General features: G+C 57.0%; 17 protein-coding genes. 10 read left to right on the top strand and 7 right to left on the bottom strand.

Going from position 1 to position 17,993, the window contains the following annotated elements; translation table 11 throughout:
• Nucleotides 1-3 precede the first annotated feature (3 nt).
• The 3 genes from fimD to fimA all read right to left on the bottom strand — a co-directional run bounded on the left by fimD (nucleotide 4) and on the right by fimA (nucleotide 3,886).
• The gene (fimD, locus tag ACWPW2_RS04630; protein ID WP_454121760.1) at nucleotides 4-2,529 is read right to left on the bottom strand and encodes an outer membrane usher protein FimD; all 2,526 of its coding nucleotides are present in this window, start codon (nucleotides 2,527-2,529) and stop codon (nucleotides 4-6) included.
• A gap of 21 nt (nucleotides 2,530-2,550) precedes the next feature.
• Nucleotides 2,551-3,237, bottom strand: coding sequence for a type 1 fimbria chaperone FimC (fimC, locus tag ACWPW2_RS04625; protein ID WP_454121759.1), 687 nt, complete (start codon nucleotides 3,235-3,237; stop codon nucleotides 2,551-2,553).
• 94 nt (nucleotides 3,238-3,331) lie between these two features.
• Nucleotides 3,332-3,886, bottom strand: coding sequence for a type 1 fimbrial major subunit FimA (fimA, locus tag ACWPW2_RS04620; RefSeq protein WP_454121758.1), 555 nt, complete (start codon nucleotides 3,884-3,886; stop codon nucleotides 3,332-3,334).
• Between the two features lie 515 nt (nucleotides 3,887-4,401).
• Here fimA and folD point away from each other — a divergent pair.
• The 5 genes from folD (at nucleotide 4,402) to ACWPW2_RS04595 (ending at nucleotide 9,140) form a co-directional block, all read left to right on the top strand.
• Nucleotides 4,402-5,268 (top strand): bifunctional methylenetetrahydrofolate dehydrogenase/methenyltetrahydrofolate cyclohydrolase FolD, encoded by an 867-nt coding sequence (gene folD / locus ACWPW2_RS04615; RefSeq protein ID WP_454121757.1) that lies wholly within the window; start codon nucleotides 4,402-4,404, stop codon nucleotides 5,266-5,268.
• Nucleotide 5,269: 1 nt separating this feature from the next.
• Nucleotides 5,270-5,482, top strand: coding sequence for a ribosome-associated protein YbcJ (gene ybcJ, locus ACWPW2_RS04610; RefSeq protein ID WP_023479056.1), 213 nt, complete (start codon nucleotides 5,270-5,272; stop codon nucleotides 5,480-5,482).
• Between the two features lie 484 nt (nucleotides 5,483-5,966).
• Nucleotides 5,967-7,469, top strand: coding sequence for a PTS transporter subunit EIIC (locus ACWPW2_RS04605; RefSeq protein ID WP_124969294.1), 1,503 nt, complete (start codon nucleotides 5,967-5,969; stop codon nucleotides 7,467-7,469).
• 66 nt (nucleotides 7,470-7,535) lie between these two features.
• On the top strand, nucleotides 7,536-8,552 hold the full coding sequence (locus ACWPW2_RS04600) for a substrate-binding domain-containing protein (protein ID WP_023479039.1): 1,017 nt from the start codon (nucleotides 7,536-7,538) through the stop codon (nucleotides 8,550-8,552).
• Nucleotides 8,553-8,618: 66 nt separating this feature from the next.
• Nucleotides 8,619-9,140: a metal-dependent hydrolase gene (locus ACWPW2_RS04595; protein WP_139965483.1), complete on the top strand. Its 522-nt coding sequence runs from the start codon at nucleotides 8,619-8,621 to the stop codon at nucleotides 9,138-9,140.
• 94 nt (nucleotides 9,141-9,234) lie between these two features.
• On the opposite strand, the gene cysS is transcribed toward ACWPW2_RS04595, so the two are convergent.
• Complete coding sequence (cysS, locus tag ACWPW2_RS04590; RefSeq protein ID WP_023479052.1) at nucleotides 9,235-10,620, bottom strand: cysteine--tRNA ligase; 1,386 nt, start codon at nucleotides 10,618-10,620, stop codon at nucleotides 9,235-9,237.
• Between the two features lie 174 nt (nucleotides 10,621-10,794).
• Between cysS and ppiB the strand changes: the two genes are divergently transcribed.
• From ppiB to mnmH, 5 genes are all read left to right on the top strand, one after another.
• Entirely contained in the window at nucleotides 10,795-11,289 is a 495-nt protein-coding gene (gene ppiB, locus ACWPW2_RS04585; RefSeq protein WP_023479044.1) for a peptidylprolyl isomerase B, read from the top strand.
• A 3-nt stretch (nucleotides 11,290-11,292) separates the two neighbouring features.
• A complete protein-coding gene (gene lpxH / locus ACWPW2_RS04580; protein WP_454121756.1) occupies nucleotides 11,293-12,015 on the top strand; it encodes a UDP-2,3-diacylglucosamine diphosphatase in 723 nt (240 codons plus the stop codon).
• Nucleotides 12,016-12,143: 128 nt separating this feature from the next.
• A complete protein-coding gene (gene purE / locus ACWPW2_RS04575) occupies nucleotides 12,144-12,653 on the top strand; it encodes a 5-(carboxyamino)imidazole ribonucleotide mutase (protein ID WP_034812432.1) in 510 nt (169 codons plus the stop codon).
• Nucleotides 12,650-13,714: a 5-(carboxyamino)imidazole ribonucleotide synthase gene (gene purK / locus ACWPW2_RS04570; protein ID WP_454121755.1), complete on the top strand. Its 1,065-nt coding sequence runs from the start codon at nucleotides 12,650-12,652 to the stop codon at nucleotides 13,712-13,714. The genes purE and purK overlap by 4 nt, the downstream gene beginning before the upstream one ends.
• A gap of 163 nt (nucleotides 13,715-13,877) precedes the next feature.
• Nucleotides 13,878-14,951 (top strand): tRNA 2-selenouridine(34) synthase MnmH, encoded by a 1,074-nt coding sequence (gene mnmH / locus ACWPW2_RS04565; RefSeq protein ID WP_454121754.1) that lies wholly within the window; start codon nucleotides 13,878-13,880, stop codon nucleotides 14,949-14,951.
• A 428-nt stretch (nucleotides 14,952-15,379) separates the two neighbouring features.
• Here the strand turns inward: mnmH and ACWPW2_RS04560 are convergent, their stop codons facing one another.
• The 3 genes from ACWPW2_RS04560 to ACWPW2_RS04550 form a co-directional block, all read right to left on the bottom strand.
• Nucleotides 15,380-16,039: a methionine ABC transporter permease gene (locus ACWPW2_RS04560; protein WP_023479087.1), complete on the bottom strand. Its 660-nt coding sequence runs from the start codon at nucleotides 16,037-16,039 to the stop codon at nucleotides 15,380-15,382.
• Nucleotides 16,032-17,051, bottom strand: coding sequence for a virulence-associated ABC transporter ATP-binding protein SfbB (sfbB, locus tag ACWPW2_RS04555; protein ID WP_023479074.1), 1,020 nt, complete (start codon nucleotides 17,049-17,051; stop codon nucleotides 16,032-16,034). The genes ACWPW2_RS04560 and sfbB overlap by 8 nt, the downstream gene beginning before the upstream one ends.
• A 62-nt stretch (nucleotides 17,052-17,113) precedes the next feature.
• Nucleotides 17,114-17,950 (bottom strand): MetQ/NlpA family ABC transporter substrate-binding protein, encoded by an 837-nt coding sequence (locus ACWPW2_RS04550; protein ID WP_124969315.1) that lies wholly within the window; start codon nucleotides 17,948-17,950, stop codon nucleotides 17,114-17,116.
• Nucleotides 17,951-17,993: the final 43 nt, after the last annotated feature.

Raw genomic sequence — 17,993 nt, 5'->3', positions numbered from 1 at the left:
GCGTTATCCTTTACTGACACAGTATGTACTGGCGAGGGTGATGGGCTGCTGCAGGCTGGCTTCTGGTAAGGCGTATGGGGCGAAACAGCGTTCATGATCGCGCTCCCCCCACTGCACCATTAGCTCCCCACGCAGCGGTAATCCACTTAAAAAGACCTGTCCCTCCTCGCCCACCATGCTGCTGACGCCGCTGTCGCGCTCAGTGACCAGCGATCCAAAGGGAACCGCCCGGTCGGCAAGCATGACGGTAAGTAGTGCACGCACGCCGATGCGGGTGGTGAAACTGGCGCGCACTAACGCGCCCTGGGTGGGGACAACACTACCGACATTACTCTCAATATCGGTGTGATCGCTGAGCGTAGCCGTATCGAGCGCCACGCGGTTATGGCGATAAACGGTGGCATAAGGGACGACGGCGTAACCGCGCCAGTCGGTCGTAATGGCGGGCTGATTCTCAATCCTTACCCCCTGCGCGCCCGGCGCTTTTATCAGCACATTAGTATCACCAAGCGGCTGGGCAAACGTGAGGCCATCGGCATGGGCTACCGCGCCACCACCGAATTGCCAGTTATAGTCACGCTGCTGTTTATCGTAGTTGTAGCCGAGATTGAGCCTGCCCCATGCTGCCTGCCAGTGCGCGTTGGCACTGCCGTTATAGCCGCGGGAATTGCTGCTCCCCTGATTGAGGTTGTAACTGAGGTTACCGTCGTCCAGCAGTGTCCCGCCGATGCCGGTCTGCCAGCTGGACTGCCCGCTGCTGCTGCGGTTGAAATTGGCGCTGGCGTAGACGTTTTGCGCCGCCCCCCCGCCCGTTCCAAAGCCCAGGGCGCTAAAAGGAACAGAGATATTGAGCGCTGCGATACGTTCCGCCCGCCTGTCGCCGGAAGCGTAGCTCCACGACCACGACAGGGCGTAGCTCATCCCTCGCCAGCCGTCGGCATAGCCAAGCTGCAACCAGCGTCGGCTACTCGATTTATCCCAATATGTCTGCTGCATGCCGGAGAGATAGAGAGATCCGTAATCAGTAAAGCTATGGGTGATATTGGCCTGCACGCGCCGTTTTTTGTTCGCGCTCTCTTCTCCCGATGGCCTCACTTCGCCGCCCGCGGTTTTGCTGGCCGGATAAGCCACCTCGTCCAGGGTGTGAAAACCGCGCGTGGAGTAGCGCCACGCCAGAAACTGAAAGTGTGTACCGAGTTGATTGAGAGATTTGGCATACATAAAGCGCAGCGACTCGCCCTGCTCTTTACGGTCTTTGGCAAGGCGGCTACGCGCATGGGTCAGATCGAGTGAGAGTGCGCCCAGATCGCCCAGATTCACGCCTGCACCGCTGGCGAACGCAGCGTAATCGCCGGCAAGCTGCGTCCCCCCGTAAAGGGTATAGCCATCTGCCAGACCCGCAACGATTGTCCCCTGGGTAAAAAAGGGTGAAGCGTACTGACGATTACCGCTGCGATAGCGCCCGGCGACCACATCATATTTGATGCGTCCTTCACGCTGCAGCAGCGGCAGCGTCGAATAGGGCACGCTATAACGCTGTTGGCTGCCATCTTTCTCCTCCAGCACCACGTCAAGATCGCCGCTGGAGGAGGTTGGATTGAGATCGGTGATGGTAAAAGGCCCGGCGGCAACCGTGCTTTGATAGATGACATAGCCATTCTGACGAATGGTGAGCCGCGCAGGCGTTCGCGCAATACCGCGTACGGTGGGCGCATAGCCCTGCTGACTATCGGGGTACATGGCGTCTGCCGAAAAGAGGCGCAGCCCGCGAAAACCAATACTGTCAAACAGCGCATTCTGCGTGTTGCTGTCACCCATTACCAGCTCGCTTTTCAGCGGCACAACTGTCCGCTGTAACCAGCTGGCGATATTTTCCCAGCGCCTGCTGCCAGCGCCTGCGCTGCGCCAGGCCCCATTATTACGCAGCCGCCAGGGGCCATAATTCAGCCCGCTCTGCAGGGCAAAAAAGTAGCTGTCACTCTGCGTGCCGTGGTTGCCGCTAAAGCTGTAATTAAACAATGCCGCGGGAATGCCTTCATCCCAGGATTCCGGTGGAATGTAGTCGCGGGCGCGAAGATGCATTGATGCCTGCGGCAGGCCGATATCGAGCCGCATAGTTGAAAAGGTAAAGGCGGTTTGTGCCCCGGGGATAGTCTGGCTTATGTCAATACAGTCGCGATCCTGCTGTAAATTCATCGCAGGAAATGCAGCCATATTGACGCCGATCCGCTCTAACAGCGCTGCTGAAAAACAGGGCATTAACCCGCCCGATGCCTCGCCTGCAGCGCTGTTCGCCCTGCGCTCAAAGCGGATATCCTGCGTGGCAATAAATTCATCGTTGCGCCAGATATCGACGCGGTAACTGCCCGGGCGCTGATACCCTTTTTCCAGCAGCGACAAATCAGCGACCGAGCCGGGATCGTCAGATAAGAAAGCCGGATTGAAGTAGCGTTCAGCATAGAGATCCAGCGGACATAGCGCGGCCAGCACCGAGAGCGCGAACCGGCGCGGAGGAAATTTTATGGTCATAAAGGTTTACCACTCGCCCGTCTAACGCAGGCTAACTGTTCTGACTGGCGTAACGGCACCGTAGTCATTGACTGTCTGAAAAGTGAGATCGCCCCGCGCATCGGACGGCAGCGCCACCTGCGTACTCTTTTTTGGCGCGACCATGACGTTGTTAACCTTCCGCTGGTTGATATGCATATTCACCAGCGAAAGATAATAGGACGAGGCATTGGTGATCTTCAGGGTGTTCCCCTCGAGCGCAAAGCTCAGCGCCTCCGGTGCCTCTTGCACCGGATCGGTGAGCGTTGAGGGGCGCACAAAGAGCTTGATGCGTGACAAAATCGCCAAATGCAGCACGTTTTTGCCCGCCAGGCTCTCCTTTTCCACCGAAGGAATCGCTTTGACATTGAGCCAGAACAGCGATTCGCGGTCGCCGGGAAGCGGTGGACCGACATAAATAATTCGTAACGTATTTTCACTGTTTGGTTCACTGACAAATAATGGCGGGGTAACAGCAAATGTTTTTATTTTCTGCCCCTGCTCATCTTCAACCCATGAATTAATCAAAAACCGGGATTTGTTATCACTATTGTTCACCGCGAGCGAGGTCTGTTTCGCTTCGGCAGGATATATAACACGCGTAGCGCCTAAAGAAATTCCACCTTCAGCATTTACGGCACTGGAAATAAAAAAAATAGCCGCAATACCCATTCGTAATAAATTCTGCATGGTCAACTTTCTTGTAATAAGAATATTCAAGACAAAATAAACAGATGTCCACAAGAACTCATCCCTGAGAGTGTAGCCTCCTGTCCCCCATTTCTTATTCGTATTTCATAATAAACATCGTGTCAGCATTGGCCGAACCTGGCGTCACCTCTGCCGCGGTCGCTTTATAACGGGCGGCGAACTGCAACGTATTGTTTCCACTCGCCAGGTTTTGCGCAACGGAGTAAGTTGCGCCGTCAGGCTTCAGCGTTTCGGAATTACTGTCGAGGATCTCGATGGCAATTCCCGTCGCGCTAGTACCGCTTGCGCCCGCAGTGAGGGCTAACAGCGTCGGATCGACAGTATCGGCCTTGCCTGCAAACGCGACAGAGGCCTGCGTGGCAACGCTGCGATCGCAATCATTCACCGTCAGGGTAAACGGCACCGGAGGCGTCGTGTCACCGACATTGCTAAACAAGGTCGTGTGATATTGGCCCATGGCAACGGTCTGGCTGTTCGACTGCACGCTAATCGCGCAGGCAACCTGTACCAGTTCACCTTCAAAATGAATATTACCTCCCGGAATAACGACCGGTGCGCGGGCCTGCGCTAAGCCGGAAAACAGCATCATGCTCGCTGCAAGCGAAATAACTATGGGTCTTGTTTTCATATCATATCCTTATAATTCGTCCAGCAATTTTCATCATCCTGACAAATCTCGCTGATAACCGAAGGCATTTAATGCCCAAAAGATATTCTCTTCCATGAAAATATATACGAAATAGTCCTTATTTCGTATTTTCACCTGGTCAAGTAAAATGAAGTAAAGTTATTTAATTATCATGATTACTTGCTGCCCTCTTAAATTAGCCCTGTGGCAAATTTTAAAATAGACACAAATGCTGCATTTCCCCTAAGTGGTTTCTTAAGAAGATATAAGAAACAGCCCTGCCATATTTTATTTATGTCATCTGAAATAGGGGTGAGTACCGCATAGATGCAGGCTTAACCTTATGTTTCTTAGGGGTGATGAGTTGTTTGTTTTTTGTTAAATCAAGCCCAGGACCTTTCTCCTGCCGCTGCTTCGCAAGTGAAATCCACAAACGGTAACTGACAGCGCGGCGTGCTTCTGACAGAATAGCGCGCATCCCCTTTAGTCAATTTAACAGATGGATTTTCTCCCTGATGGCAGCAAAAATTATTGATGGTAAAACGATTGCGCAGCAGGTGCGCTCTGAGGTTGCTGAAAAAGTTCGTGCCCGCGTTGCCGCCGGTTTTCGCGCGCCGGGCCTGGCCGTCGTTCTGGTTGGCAGCAATCCGGCATCGCAAATTTATGTCGGCAGTAAACGCAAAGCGTGCGAAGAGGTGGGATTTGTCTCCCGCTCTTACGATCTGCCGGAAACCACCAGCGAAGCCGAACTGCTGGGTCTGATTGATAAGCTCAACGCCGATAGCGCAATCGATGGCATTCTGGTGCAGCTGCCGCTGCCTGCGGGCATCGACAACGTTAAAGTGCTGGAGCGTATCGCGCCCGATAAAGACGTAGACGGCTTTCACCCCTACAATATCGGACGTCTGTGTCAGCGTGCGCCGCGTCTGCGTCCCTGCACGCCGCGCGGGATCGTCACCCTGCTCGAGCGTTACAACATCGACACCTTCGGCCTGAACGCCGTGGTGATTGGCGCGTCGAACATTGTTGGCCGCCCGATGAGCATGGAGCTGCTGCTGGCCGGTTGTACGACCACCGTAACGCACCGCTTTACTAAAAATCTGCGCCAGCATGTGGAAAATGCCGATCTGCTGATTGTTGCGGTGGGCAAACCGGGCTTTATTCCCGGCGAGTGGATTAAAGAGGGCGCGATTGTCGTGGATGTCGGCATCAACCGGCTGGAAAATGGCAAAGTGGTCGGGGATGTGGTGTTTGAAGAGGCCGCTGCGCGTGCCGCTTACATTACGCCAGTTCCCGGCGGCGTAGGTCCGATGACCGTGGCAACCCTGATCCAGAACACGCTGCAGGCGTGTGAAGAATATCACGATGTAAAAGGCAATTAAGATGGCAACATTTTCCCTTGGTAAACACCCGCACGTTGAGCTGTGCGATCTGCTGAAACTGGAAGGCTGGAGCGAGAGCGGCGCGCAGGCGAAGATCGTTATCGCCGACGGTTATGTGAAGGTCGACGGCGTGGTTGAAACGCGTAAGCGTTGCAAAATTGTCGCCGGGCAAACCGTGACCTTTGACGGACAGAGCGTCACCGTCACCGCGTAACCCTCCTGTGCCCGATGGCGCTGCGCTTATCGGGCCTACAACTCCCCTGCTTGCATCCTGCGGTGATTCTGCCCGATGGCGCTTTGCTTATCGGGCCGACAATTCCCTGCTTGCCCTCTGCGGTGATTCTGCCCGATGGCGCTGCGCTTATCGGGCCTACAACTCCCCTGCTTGTATCCTGCGGTGATTCTGCCCGATGGCGCTTTGCTTATCGGGCCTACGATCTCTGCATGGTGATTCGATCCGCGTAGGCCGGATAAGGCGCAGCCGCCATCCGGCAATGCCCACCCAACGTCCATCCAATACCCCTCATCGATAACGGTCAATTACCGATCAACCTCAAAGAATCACCAATTCCTCTGGCTGAACACCAAATTTCTGTTGCGGCGTTTTAAGAGTTATCTCACGATAAGTAGAACGTTCTACTAAAACGTTCTACTAACAAAAATAACGCGCAAAACGCGCAACTTCGGGGGAAGTCAGCATGAGTCTGATATCTGGATTTGTTAAATCGCTCTCTAAATTGTCGATGATTGGTCGCGCCTTAATGCTACCCATCTCGCTGCTACCCGCTGCGGGTCTGTTACTGGCCTTCGGCGATAAATTCCACCTGCCGTTAATGATGAATGCCGGTGGCGTCATCTTTGACAACCTGCCAATGCTCTTCGCCATTGGCTCTGCGGTCGGCCTGGCCTCGGAATCGGGTATTGCTGCGCTTTCGGCGGCGGTCTCGGTATTTATCACCAATATCACCATCGGCACCATGCTCGGCATTACCCCGGAGATGGCCTCGCAGGGCGGCAAATATGCGATGGTGGTCGGCATCCCGACCTTACAGATGGGCGTCTTTGGCGGCCTTATCTGCGGTATTCTCGCTGCATGGTGCTACAACCGCTTCCATACTTTGCAGTTACCGGAGTTTCTCGGCTTCTTCTCCGGTAAGCGTTTTGTCGCTATCGCCACCGCGTTTCTCTCGTTCTTGCTCGGCCTGCTGCTGCCCTATGTCTGGCAACATATTCAGGCCGGTATCGATGCGCTGTCGGTGGTGGTCAACGGCGACAACCAGGCGGCATCGACCTTTATCTTCGGTCTGGTCGAACGCGCGCTGATCCCGCTGGGCCTGCACCACATCTGGTACCCCTCTTTCTGGTACTCGTTTGGCGATTACACCACTCAGGCAGGCCAGGTGATCCACGGCGATCAGACGATCTGGTTCAAAATGCTGGAAGAGGGTGTGAAATCCTTTAGCAGCGACAGCTACCACGACGCCGGTAAGTTTATGCAGGGCGAGTTCCCGCTGATGCTGTTTGCGCTACCGGCGGCCTGTCTGGCGATGTATCACGAAGCGCATACGCGCAACAAAAAGATCGCCTTCGGTATTCTCTTCTCCGCCGCGCTGACCTGTTTCCTGACGGGCATCACCGAGCCGGTTGAGTTCACCTTTATCTTTGTGGCACCAATCCTCTACGTCTTTAACGCCATCATGGCGGGCCTGGCCTATATGTCGATGTACCTGCTGCATGCGCACATCGCCAAATCCTTCTCCGCAGGCTTTATCGACTACCTGTCGTTCGGCATCCTGCCGTCGTTTAACGGCTATCAAACTAACTACCTGAATGCGGTGATTGTCGGTATCCCGATGGCGGTGATCTACTACTTCACCTTCCGCTTTGTGATCCGTCGTTTTGATGTCAAAACCCCGGGGCGCACGGACGTAACGGCAACGGCAGATGATAAAACCGACAACGAACTGGCGGGCGAAATCATTGGCCTGTTGGGTGGCGCGCACAATATCGCCTCTGTCGGCTCCTGCATCACCCGTCTGCGTCTGGAAGTAGCAGATAGCCAGAAAGTGGATAAAGATGGGCTGAATAATCTTGGCGCGCGCGGCGTGGTGTTTGTCGGCGACAGCGGCATCCAGGTCATTTTTGGCGCAAGGGCACAATTTATCGCCCAGAGCATGTCCACGCAGATCGGCAAAGCATAAGATAACGGCCTGGCACGCACTGGCGTGTCAGGCCCGGCTGAGCAACATTAACGACAGGGAGCAGCGTTGAAGAAAGTCAGCATTATTGATGTGGCAAAGCACGCGGGCGTCTCCGTTTCCACGGTCTCGCTGGTGCTGCGCCAGAAAGGGAAAATCTCCGACGCGACCATCGAAAAAGTGCAGGTAGCGATTGCCGCGCTCGGGTATGTGCATAACGTCGCGGCGGCGAATCTGCGCGCCAACACCTCCAATCTTATCGGTCTTATCCTGCGCGACTTCAGCGACAGCTTCTCAATCAAAGTGATGGCCAGCATCGTACAGGAGCTGGAAAAACACGGCTTTATGGTCTTTCTCGGCCAGCCGCTGAATGATGGCGAGCACCTCGAGCGCAGCCTGCTCTCCTTTAAACAGCAGGGCGTGGCTGGCGTCATTTACCTCTCGTGCGATACGCGATCGCTCACCCTGCCCGCGCAGCTGCAACAGTGTGCGCTGCCGCTGGTAGTGGTCTCGCAATCACTGCTGGAGGAGCCCTGCGATCTGGTGATGCGTGATAACCGCCAGGCCGCTGCGCTGGCGACCCGCTACCTGATTGAACGCGGTCATCGCAATATTGCCTATATCGGCGGTATTGAGGGAGATGTGATCCGCCAGCAGCGGCTGCTCGGTTTTCGCCACGCCATGGCGCAGCACGGCCTGGTACTGCGCGACGGCGCGACGCCCGCCTGCCACGGCGACACGGAAGCCGCCAGCCGCGCAACTCGTCAACTGCTGGAACAGCACAACACCATCACCGCCCTGCTCTGCCACTCACCCGATGCGATGATTGGCTCGATAAGCGGCATTCATCACACCGGGCGCACCGTCGGTAAAGATCTCTTTTTGACCCAGCAGGTGGCGCTGGTCGGCTTCGAGGATATGCTGCACATCAATCTCACCTCGCCAGCGTTTACCTACGTCTCCTCCGCCAGTGAAGAGAGCGGCCGCCAGGCCGCCGGGCTGATGATGCGCAAGCTCAAGGAGCCGCAGTTACAGACGCAGCGCATTACCCTCTCCGGGCAGCTTATCGTGCGTGAATCCGCCTGACGCGCAAATCAGGCGTGAAGAGTGCGCGTTTTAGTTATAATCCCTTTTTTCTCAGGGAGATGCTTTATGCCAACTATCGTCACTCACGCTGCTGTCCCGCTCTGTCTCGGGCTTGGGCTCGGCAGTAAAGCCATCCCTCGGGGTTTGCTGCTGGCGGGTATGGGACTTGCCATGCTGCCGGACGCCGATGTGCTGGCGTTTAAATTCGGCGTTGCCTACGGCGATGTTCTTGGCCACCGCGGTTTTACCCACTCCCTGCTCTTCGCCTTCGTCGTCCCGCTACTGGTCGCCTGGCTCGGCCATAAGCGCTTTAAGGCAAGCCTGACGCGCTGTTGGGCATTTTTAACCCTCTCCCTGCTGTCGCACAGCCTGCTGGACTCCATCACTACCGGCGGGAAAGGGGTGGGCTGGCTCTGGCCCTGGTCTGATGAACGCTTTTTCGCGCCGTGGCAGGTGATCAAAGTCGCGCCGTTCGCCCTGTCACGCTATACCACGCCCTACGGGCATCAGGTGATCCTCTCTGAGCTAATGTGGGTATGGCTGCCGGGCGTGGTGGTGATGGGTTTATTGTGGTGGCGCAGGCGGTAAGGTCGGTCTGTAGAAAGAAAAAGCCGCCATCCGGCACAGCGCGGATGGCGGCTTCGATAAGCGGACAGCGCGAACGCCTGTCCGTTATGCGGGATTACTTACGGCGCCAGGTGGTGCCCTGCGGGCCATCTTCCAGCACGATGCCCATCTCGTTCAGGCGATCGCGTGCGGCATCGGCCGCCGCCCAATCCTTCGCTTTACGCGCATCCAGACGCTGCTGAATAAGCTGCTCAATCTCTGCAACTTCGCCGTCATCCGCCTGCGCGCCGCTCTGCAAGAACAGATCCGGGTTCTGCTCCAGCAGACCCAGCACGCCCGCGAGTTTACGCATATGTGACGCCAGCGCGTTTGCTGAATGAGCATCTTCCGTTTTCAGGCGGTTCACCTCACGCGCCATATCAAACAGCACCGAGTAGGCTTCCGGCGTGTTGAAGTCATCATCCATCGCTTCAATAAAGCGCGCTTCAAAGGCTTCGCCGCCCTCAGCCGCCACCGAAGCATCGGTTCCGCGCAGCGCGGTATAGAGACGCTCCAGCGCCGAGCGGGCCTGCTTGAGGTTCTCTTCGCTGTAGTTAAGCTGGCTGCGGTAGTGGCCGGACATCAGGAAGTAGCGAATGGTTTCCGCATCGTAATACTTCAGCACGTCGCGCACGGTAAAGAAGTTACCCAGCGATTTGGACATCTTCTCGCGGTCAACCATCACCATGCCGGAGTGCATCCAGTAGTTAACGTACTCGCCATCGTGCGCGCAGGTCGACTGGGCGATTTCGTTCTCATGGTGCGGGAACATCAGATCCGATCCGCCGCCGTGAATATCAAAATGCGACCCCAGCTGCTTGCAGTTCATCGCCGAGCACTCAATGTGCCAGCCCGGACGCCCTTCGCCCCACGGCGACGGCCAGCTCGGCTCGCCTGGCTTCGACATCTTCCACAGCACAAAATCCATCGGGTTGCGTTTGATATCCGCCACTTCGACGCGCGCGCCCGCTTGCAGCTGGTCGAGATCCTGGCGCGAAAGCTGGCCGTAGTTCGGATCGCTCGGCACGGAGAACATCACATCACCATTATCCGCCACGTAGGCGTGGCCGCGCGCCAGCAGGCTCTCGGTGATCTCGATGATTTCGTGAATATGGTGCGTCGCGCGCGGTTCGTTATCCGGGCGCAGAATATTGAGCGCGTCAAAATCGGTGTGCATTTCGGCAATCATGCGATCGACCAGCGCAACGAAATCTTCGCCATTCTCATTGGCACGTTTGATGATCTTATCGTCGATATCGGTGATATTGCGCACATACTTCAGCTTATAGCCGAGGAAGCGCAGGTAGCGCGCGACGACGTCAAAAGCGACGAAGGTACGGCCATGGCCAATGTGACAGAGATCGTAAACAGTGATACCACACACGTACATGCCGACTTCCCCGGCATGGATAGGTTTGAATTCCTCTTTTTGGCGCGTCAGTGTATTAAAAATTTTTAACATCGAAGATTCCATGTAGACGTGTGTGTGCGTGAAAACCGTATATATTACCTGTAATTCAAACCCGAAGCAGCTCACTTTGCAAGGTGATCCAGCCTCGCGGTTATGCTATAACAAGCCACTATCTCTGACCCAAACGCGGGTCTACGCACCACACTATCAGAACAGGATGCAATAATGGTTACTTTCCACACTAATCACGGCGATATCGTAATCAAAACCTTTGATGACAAAGCGCCTGAAACAGTTAAAAACTTCCTGGACTACTGCCGTGAAGGTTTCTACAACAACACGATTTTCCACCGTGTGATCAACGGCTTTATGATTCAGGGCGGCGGTTTTGAACCGGGCATGAACCAGAAAGTCACGAAAGACGCGATCAAAAACGAAGCTAACAACGGTCTGAAAAACACCCGTGGCACGCTGGCAATGGCGCGTACCCAGGCTCCGCACTCCGCAACCGCACAGTTCTTCATCAACGTCGCGGACAACGACTTCCTGAACTTCAGCGGTGAAAACCTGCAGGGTTGGGGCTACTGCGTCTTCGCAGAAGTGGTTGAAGGTATGGACGTAGTCGACAAAATCAAAGCGGTCTCTACCGGTCGCAGCGGCATGCACCAGGACGTTCCGAAAGAAGATGTGATCATCGAAAGCGTGGACGTCAGCGAGTAATTCGTGGCAACACTCTTTATCGCAGATCTGCATCTGCACACTGAAGAACCGGCGATCACCGCCGGTTTTCTCCATTTTTTAGACGGCGTTGCCCGTGAGGCCGACGCGCTCTACATTCTGGGCGATCTGTTCGAAGCCTGGATTGGCGATGACGATCCCAACCCGCTGCACCAGCGCGTTGCAGACGCCATCCGCGCCCTTGTCGACAGCGGCGTCCCCTGCTATTTCATCCACGGCAACCGCGATTTTCTGCTCGGCAAACGCTTTGCTCGCGAAAGCGGCATGCAGCTTCTTCCGCAGGAAAAAGTGCTCAACCTCTATGGGCGTAAGGTGCTGATTATGCACGGCGATACCCTCTGCACCGACGATGCGGGCTACCAGGCCTTTCGCGCCAAAGTGCATCAGCCGTGGCTACAAACCCTGTTTCTCGCCCTGCCGCTGTTTATTCGCCACCGCGTGGCGGCAAAAATGCGCGCTGGCAGCCGTGCAGCCAACAGCAGCAAATCGCTGGCGATCATGGACGTCAACCAGCAGGCCGTTATCGAGGCGATGGAGAAACATCGCGTCCAGTGGCTGATCCACGGTCACACCCACCGTCCTGCCGTTCATCAGCTGACCGCCAATGATGCGCCCGCCTGGCGCGCTGTACTGGGTGCCTGGCACAGCAAAGGCTCAATGATTCGCGTCAGCGAAAGCGACGTAGAACTAGTGCAATTCCCCTTCTGACATACGAACTGGCTTACCGATAAATCAAGCAAACTTCATTGCGCAACCGTTTTCCTTGCCTTTTTTCCATGCTATTCTCTCTGCCCTCTGAAGTAGTCTGAAGCACACCCACAGGAGTTTTGAGACGCATGTCTTTAAGCAACCAACCGGCGCGCATCGCCATTGTTATGGGTTCTAAAAGCGATTGGGCCACCATGCAATTCGCCGCAGAAATCCTCGATACCCTGAATGTCCCGCACCACGTTGAAATCGTCTCTGCCCACCGTACGCCCGATAAGCTTTTCAGCTTTGCCGAACAGGCTGAGCAAAACGGCTTTCAGGTGATTATCGCCGGTGCCGGCGGCGCGGCGCATCTGCCGGGCATGATTGCTGCCAAAACGCTGGTGCCGGTGCTGGGTGTGCCGGTACAGACCGCAGCATTAAGCGGCGTCGACAGCCTCTACTCCATCGTGCAGATGCCGCGCGGTATTCCCGTCGGTACGCTGGCGATTGGTAAAGCGGGCGCGTCAAACGCGGCGCTGCTGGCAGCGCAGATCCTCGCCCAGCATGATGCAGAGCTGCATCAGCGCCTGGCAGCATGGCGCCAGGGGCAAACCGATGAGGTGCTGGATAACCCGGATCCACGGGGTGCGGTATGAAGCAGGTCTGCATATTAGGCAACGGTCAGCTTGGGCGCATGCTGCGCCAGGCGGGTGAGCCGTTAAGCATTGCCGTCTGGCCGGTCGGTCTGGACGACGCGCCGGAAGCGGTGCCGTTTCAGCAGAGCGTGATTACCGCCGAGATTGAGCGCTGGCCGGAAACCGCATTAACCCGCGAGCTGGCGCGCCACCCGGCGTTTGTGAACCGCGACGTCTTCCCGGTGATCGCCGATCGCTTCACGCAAAAGCAGCTGTTCGACAAACTTAACCTCGCCACCGCGCCGTGGCAGTTGCTGGCCGATAAAAGCGAGTGGCCAGGCGTGTTCGGGCGCCTGGGCGAACTCGCTATCGTGAAGCGCCGCGTTGGCGGTTATGACGGTCGCGGCCAGTGGCGTTTACGCGCAGCCGATATCGATCAGTTGCCGGATGAGTGCTACGGCGAGTGCATCGTTGAGCAGGGGATCAACTTCTCCGGCGAAGTGTCGCTGGTCGGCGCCCGCGCCCACGATGGCAGCACCGTTTTTTATCCGCTGACCCACAACCTGCATCAGGACGGGATCCTGCGCACCAGCGTGGTCTTTCCGCAGCCAAATGCTAAACAGCAGCAGCAGGCGGAAGCGATGCTGTCGGCGATTATGCATGAGCTGAACTATGTCGGCGTGATGGCAATGGAGTGTTTCGTTACCCCTGGCGGGCTGCTGATCAATGAGCTGGCACCGCGCGTGCACAACAGCGGTCACTGGACGCAAAACGGTGCTTCGATCAGCCAGTTTGAGCTGCATCTGCGCGCGATAGTCGATTTACCCCTGCCGCCGCCGGTGGTCAACAGCCCGTCGGTGATGATCAACCTGATCGGCAGCGATCTCAATTATGACTGGCTGAAGCTGCCGCTGGTGCATCTGCACTGGTATGACAAAGAGGTGCGCGCCGGGCGTAAAGTGGGCCATCTCAACCTGAACGACAGCGATACCGGTCGCCTCAGCGCGACACTGGAAGCGCTGGTGCCGTTACTGCCCCCCGAATACGCCAGCGGCATTGCCTGGGCGCAGTCGAAGCTGTAAGGGTAACAAGTGCCGGATGGCGGCTTGCGCCTTATCCGGCCTACATTCCGTGATGCCGATGGTTTTGTAGGCCGGATAAGCGTTAGCGCCATCCGGCAAAATTCCCCCACACTCGCCACATTCCGGCGTAAAATCGGCCCCAGTTTTTGCAGAAGGACGCCCGATGAAAGACGCCACCGATTATCTCGCCATCCTGCGGGATAACACGCCCCTTATTGATCTCCGCGCCCCGGTTGAGTTTGCCAAAGGCGCGATGCCCGCCGCCATCAACCTGCCGCTGATGAACGACAGCGAACGCGCTGCCGTTGGCACCTGCTATAAACGCGACGGCGCAGAAGCCGCGCTGAAGCTCGGCCATAAACTGGTTAACGGCTACACCCGCGAGCAGCGAATCACGGCATGGATCGCAGCCCATAAAACCGCGCCACAAGCCCTGCTCTGCTGCGCGCGCGGCGGCCAGCGCTCGCACATCGTGCAGCAGTGGCTACGCGAACGGCAGATTGACCTGCCGCTGGTCGCAGGCGGCTATAAAGCATTGCGCCAGGCGGCGATGGAAGCGACGCAGGCGCGCATTCAGCGCCCGCTACTGCTGGTCGGCGGCTGTACCGGCAGCGGCAAAACCCTGCTGGTGCGCGAGCACCGCAACGGAATCGATCTGGAGGGGCTTGCCCGCCACCGCGGTTCGTCGTTTGGCCGCACGGCCCAGGCGCAGCACGCACAGGCAACGTTTGAAAACCACCTGGCGGTAGCGCTGCTAAAAGTGTCGCCGCCGTTCTGGCTGCTGGAAGATGAAGGCCGGGCGATTGGCGCAAACCATCTGCCCGAAGCCCTGCGCGAGCGCATGGCGCAATCGCCGCTGGTGATAGTCGAAGATCCCTTTGAGCTGCGCCTTGAGCGTCTGCGCGAGGAGTATTTTGTGCAGACCCTACAGGCTTTTATTGACCGTGACGGTGAAGAGGCAGGATGGGAGACTTATGCGGAGTATCTGCGCCACGGGCTGTTTGCCATTCGCCGCCGGCTCGGTTTACAGCGCTATGAGCAATTGACTGTCCATCTGGAAGCGGCGCTGGCTGAGCAGCGAAGGCATGGCACCACAGAGGCGCATTTCGCCTGGCTCGCCCCGCTCCTGGAGGTTTATTACGATCCGATGTATCGCTACCAGCTGGAGAAACGCGCCCCAATCGTCCATTTTCGCGGCACGTTCCAAGAGGTTTCTGCCTGGCTGGCAGCGCAGTGAAAAGCGCCGGATGGCGGCGTTGCCTTATCCGGCCTACATATCGAGATACCGATGGGTTTTGTAGGCCTGATAAGCGAAGCGCCATCAGGCAGTTGCCGCAACCGTGCCCGATTGCCGGATGGCGGCGGTGCCTTATCCGGCCTAAGTACCGTGATGCCAATGGGTTTTGTAGGCCTGATAAGCGAAGCGCCATCAGGCATGTGCCGCAGCCGGCCCCATTGCCGGATGGCGGCGATGCCTTATCCGGCCTACATATCGATATACCGATGGGTTTGTAGGCCTGATAAGCGAAGCGTCATCAGGCATTTGCCGCAACCGTGCCCGATTGCCGGATGGCGGCGGTGCCTTATCCGGCCTACATATCGAGATACCGATGGGTTTTGTAGGCCTGATAAGCGAAGCGCCATCAGGCACTCTTTCTTCAGATCTTAATGCCGGTCGCGTTTATCGGCCCGTTTTGCCAGCCAGTCGCCGACGACCTGCACAATCTGCACCAGAATAATCAGCGCCACGACGGTGACGATCATCACCTGGGTCTCATACCGGTAATAGCCGAAACGGATCGCCAGGTCGCCGACCCCGCCACCGCCGACAATCCCCGCCATTGCCGAATAGCCAATCAGGCTAACCAGCGTAATGGTTAAGCCGCGCAGCAGACCAGCGCTGGCTTCCGGCAGCAGCACGGTGCAGATAATGCGCAGCGGGCTGGCACCAAAAGCTTCCGCCGCCTCAATAATCCCCTTGTCCACTTCGCGCAGCGCACTGTCCACCAGTCGCGCATAAAAGGCGATGGCCGCCACCGATAATGGCACCGACGCCGCGATAGGTCCAATCGTGTTTCCGAGCAGCCACTGCGTCAGCGGCAAAAGCAGCACCAGCAGAATGACAAACGGCACCGAGCGGATAATGTTCACCAGAATGGAACTCAACAGGTAGACGGCACGGTTTTGCCAGAACAGATGCCTGTCGGTGACGAAAATCAGAAAGCCGAGCGGCAGACCGCCGACAATTGCCAGCACCGTTGAGATGCTGAGCATCTGGAACGTTTCGCCAAACGCGAGGCTCAAATCAGCCAGTAAATCATCCACGGATCACCTCCACCTGCGCCGTCCGGCTGCGAATGTACGCCACGGCATCGCTGACTGCCTGAGGATTTTCCGCCGTCAGCTGCACCACTAAAATACCCAGCGCGCGCTCGCCGATATACTCGATTTTGCCGTGCAGAATATTGACCGCCACGCCGAACTTTACCGCCGCGTCCGAAAGCACCGGCTGCTCGGCGGAGTCGCCAATAAACAGCACCTTCAGCAGCTGGCCGGGAAGATGTTCATGCAGCCGCGCAGGCAGCGTCAGGTTCAGGGTGTGCGACACCAGTTGCTGCGTAAACGGGTGCTGCGGATGGGCAAAAATATCGAACACCTCGCCCTCTTCCACCACTTTGCCCGCCGACATCACCGCCACGCGATCGCAGATGGTTTTGATGACATTCATCTCATGGGTGATCAGCACAATGGTGATCCCCATCTGCGCGTTAATCTCTTTAAGCAGCGCCAGAATGGTGGCAGAAGTTTCCAGATCCAGCGCGGAAGTTGGCTCATCGCAGAGCAGCACATCCGGGTGGTTAGCGATAGCGCGCGCAATGCCGACACGCTGCTTCTGCCCGCCGCTAAGCTGCACCGGGTAGCGATTCGCTTTATCGCTTAAGCCCACCAGCGCAAGGATCTCCGCCACGCGTGGCGCAATTTTACTCCGCTCCCACCCCGCAGCCTTCAGGCTGAAGGCGACGTTCTGCGCCACCGTGCGGGTGTGCATCAGGTTGAAGTGCTGGAAAATCATGCCAATGCGCTGGCGCGCCTGGCGCAGCGTCACGCCCTCTAAATCAGAAATGGTGACGCCGTTAATATTGACCCGCCCTTCACTTGGGCGTTGCAGAGCATTAAGCGTGCGCAGCAGGGTACTTTTGCCCGCGCCGCTGGTCCCAACAATGCCGAAAATCTCTCCGGCGGCAATACGCAGCGAGACCGCCTCGACGGCGCGCGTCGCGCCGCTGCCACCGCGCCCGGCCGGAAAATCGACGCAAACGTTATCTAGTTCAATCATGCCAACCTCAAACGGCAAAAAACAAAAGGCAGGCCGCAGCCTGCCCGATCATCGATCCGCTGTTATTGTTTATCCGCGCTCTGCATCCAGTCGGGTTTCTGGAAAGCGGCAAAGATATTTTTCGGATCATCGATCACCGCGCGGTAAGCCGGGGATTTCACCGCCGTCACGATATCTTTCGCGAAGGGCTTGTCGGCATCTTCACTGCGCACGGCAATGATGTTTTTCAGGTTCTCGTCGAGCTTCTCCTGCTTGATCGCCGACGAGAGATCCATCCCGGCAGCAACCGCAAAGTTGCCGTTTACCAGCGAGGCGGTGACGCCATCGAGCGTGCGCGGCAGCTGAGCCGCTTCCAGCGGCTTAAACACCAGCCCTTTCGGGTTGCTGGCGATATCGCGCTCGGAGGCTTTGGTCGGATCGATAGACTCTTTGATAGTAATCAGCCCCAGCGATTGCAGGAAGCGCAGCCCGCGCGCCAGGTTGGTAGGGTCGTTTGAGAGGGTGATGATATCGCCCTTCTTCAGCTCATCGAGGCTTTTGATTTTGTGAGAGTAAAAACCCATCCCGGCGGTCGGCACGGCGATCAGCTTGCTGAGCTTGAGGCCTTTATCGGCGGTGAATTTGTCGAAATAGAGGCTGTGCTGGAAGAGATTGGCGTCGATGCTGCCGTTAGCCAGCGCCATGTTTGGCTGCACGTAATCGCTGAATTCGCGTACCACAACTTTATAGCCCTTCTCTTTCAGCGAAGGGGCAATCGCCTGTTTCACCATATCGCCATATGGACCCGGCGCGACGCCGAAAACGATGGTGTGTGGATCGCTGTTGGCCTGCGCGAAAGGCAGACCGCAAACCAGAAGTAGTGCGCCAAAAAGCGCGCGTAAACCGAGACGAGGTCCCATACATTCTCCCTGATGGTAATGATGTGCTGTGTGACGCGGCGTG

The sequence above is a fragment of the Kosakonia sp. Marseille-Q7440 genome, assembly GCF_965119485.1.
The sequence above is the reverse complement of the archived record's forward strand: the minus strand, read 5'-3'. Positions and strand labels throughout refer to the sequence as shown.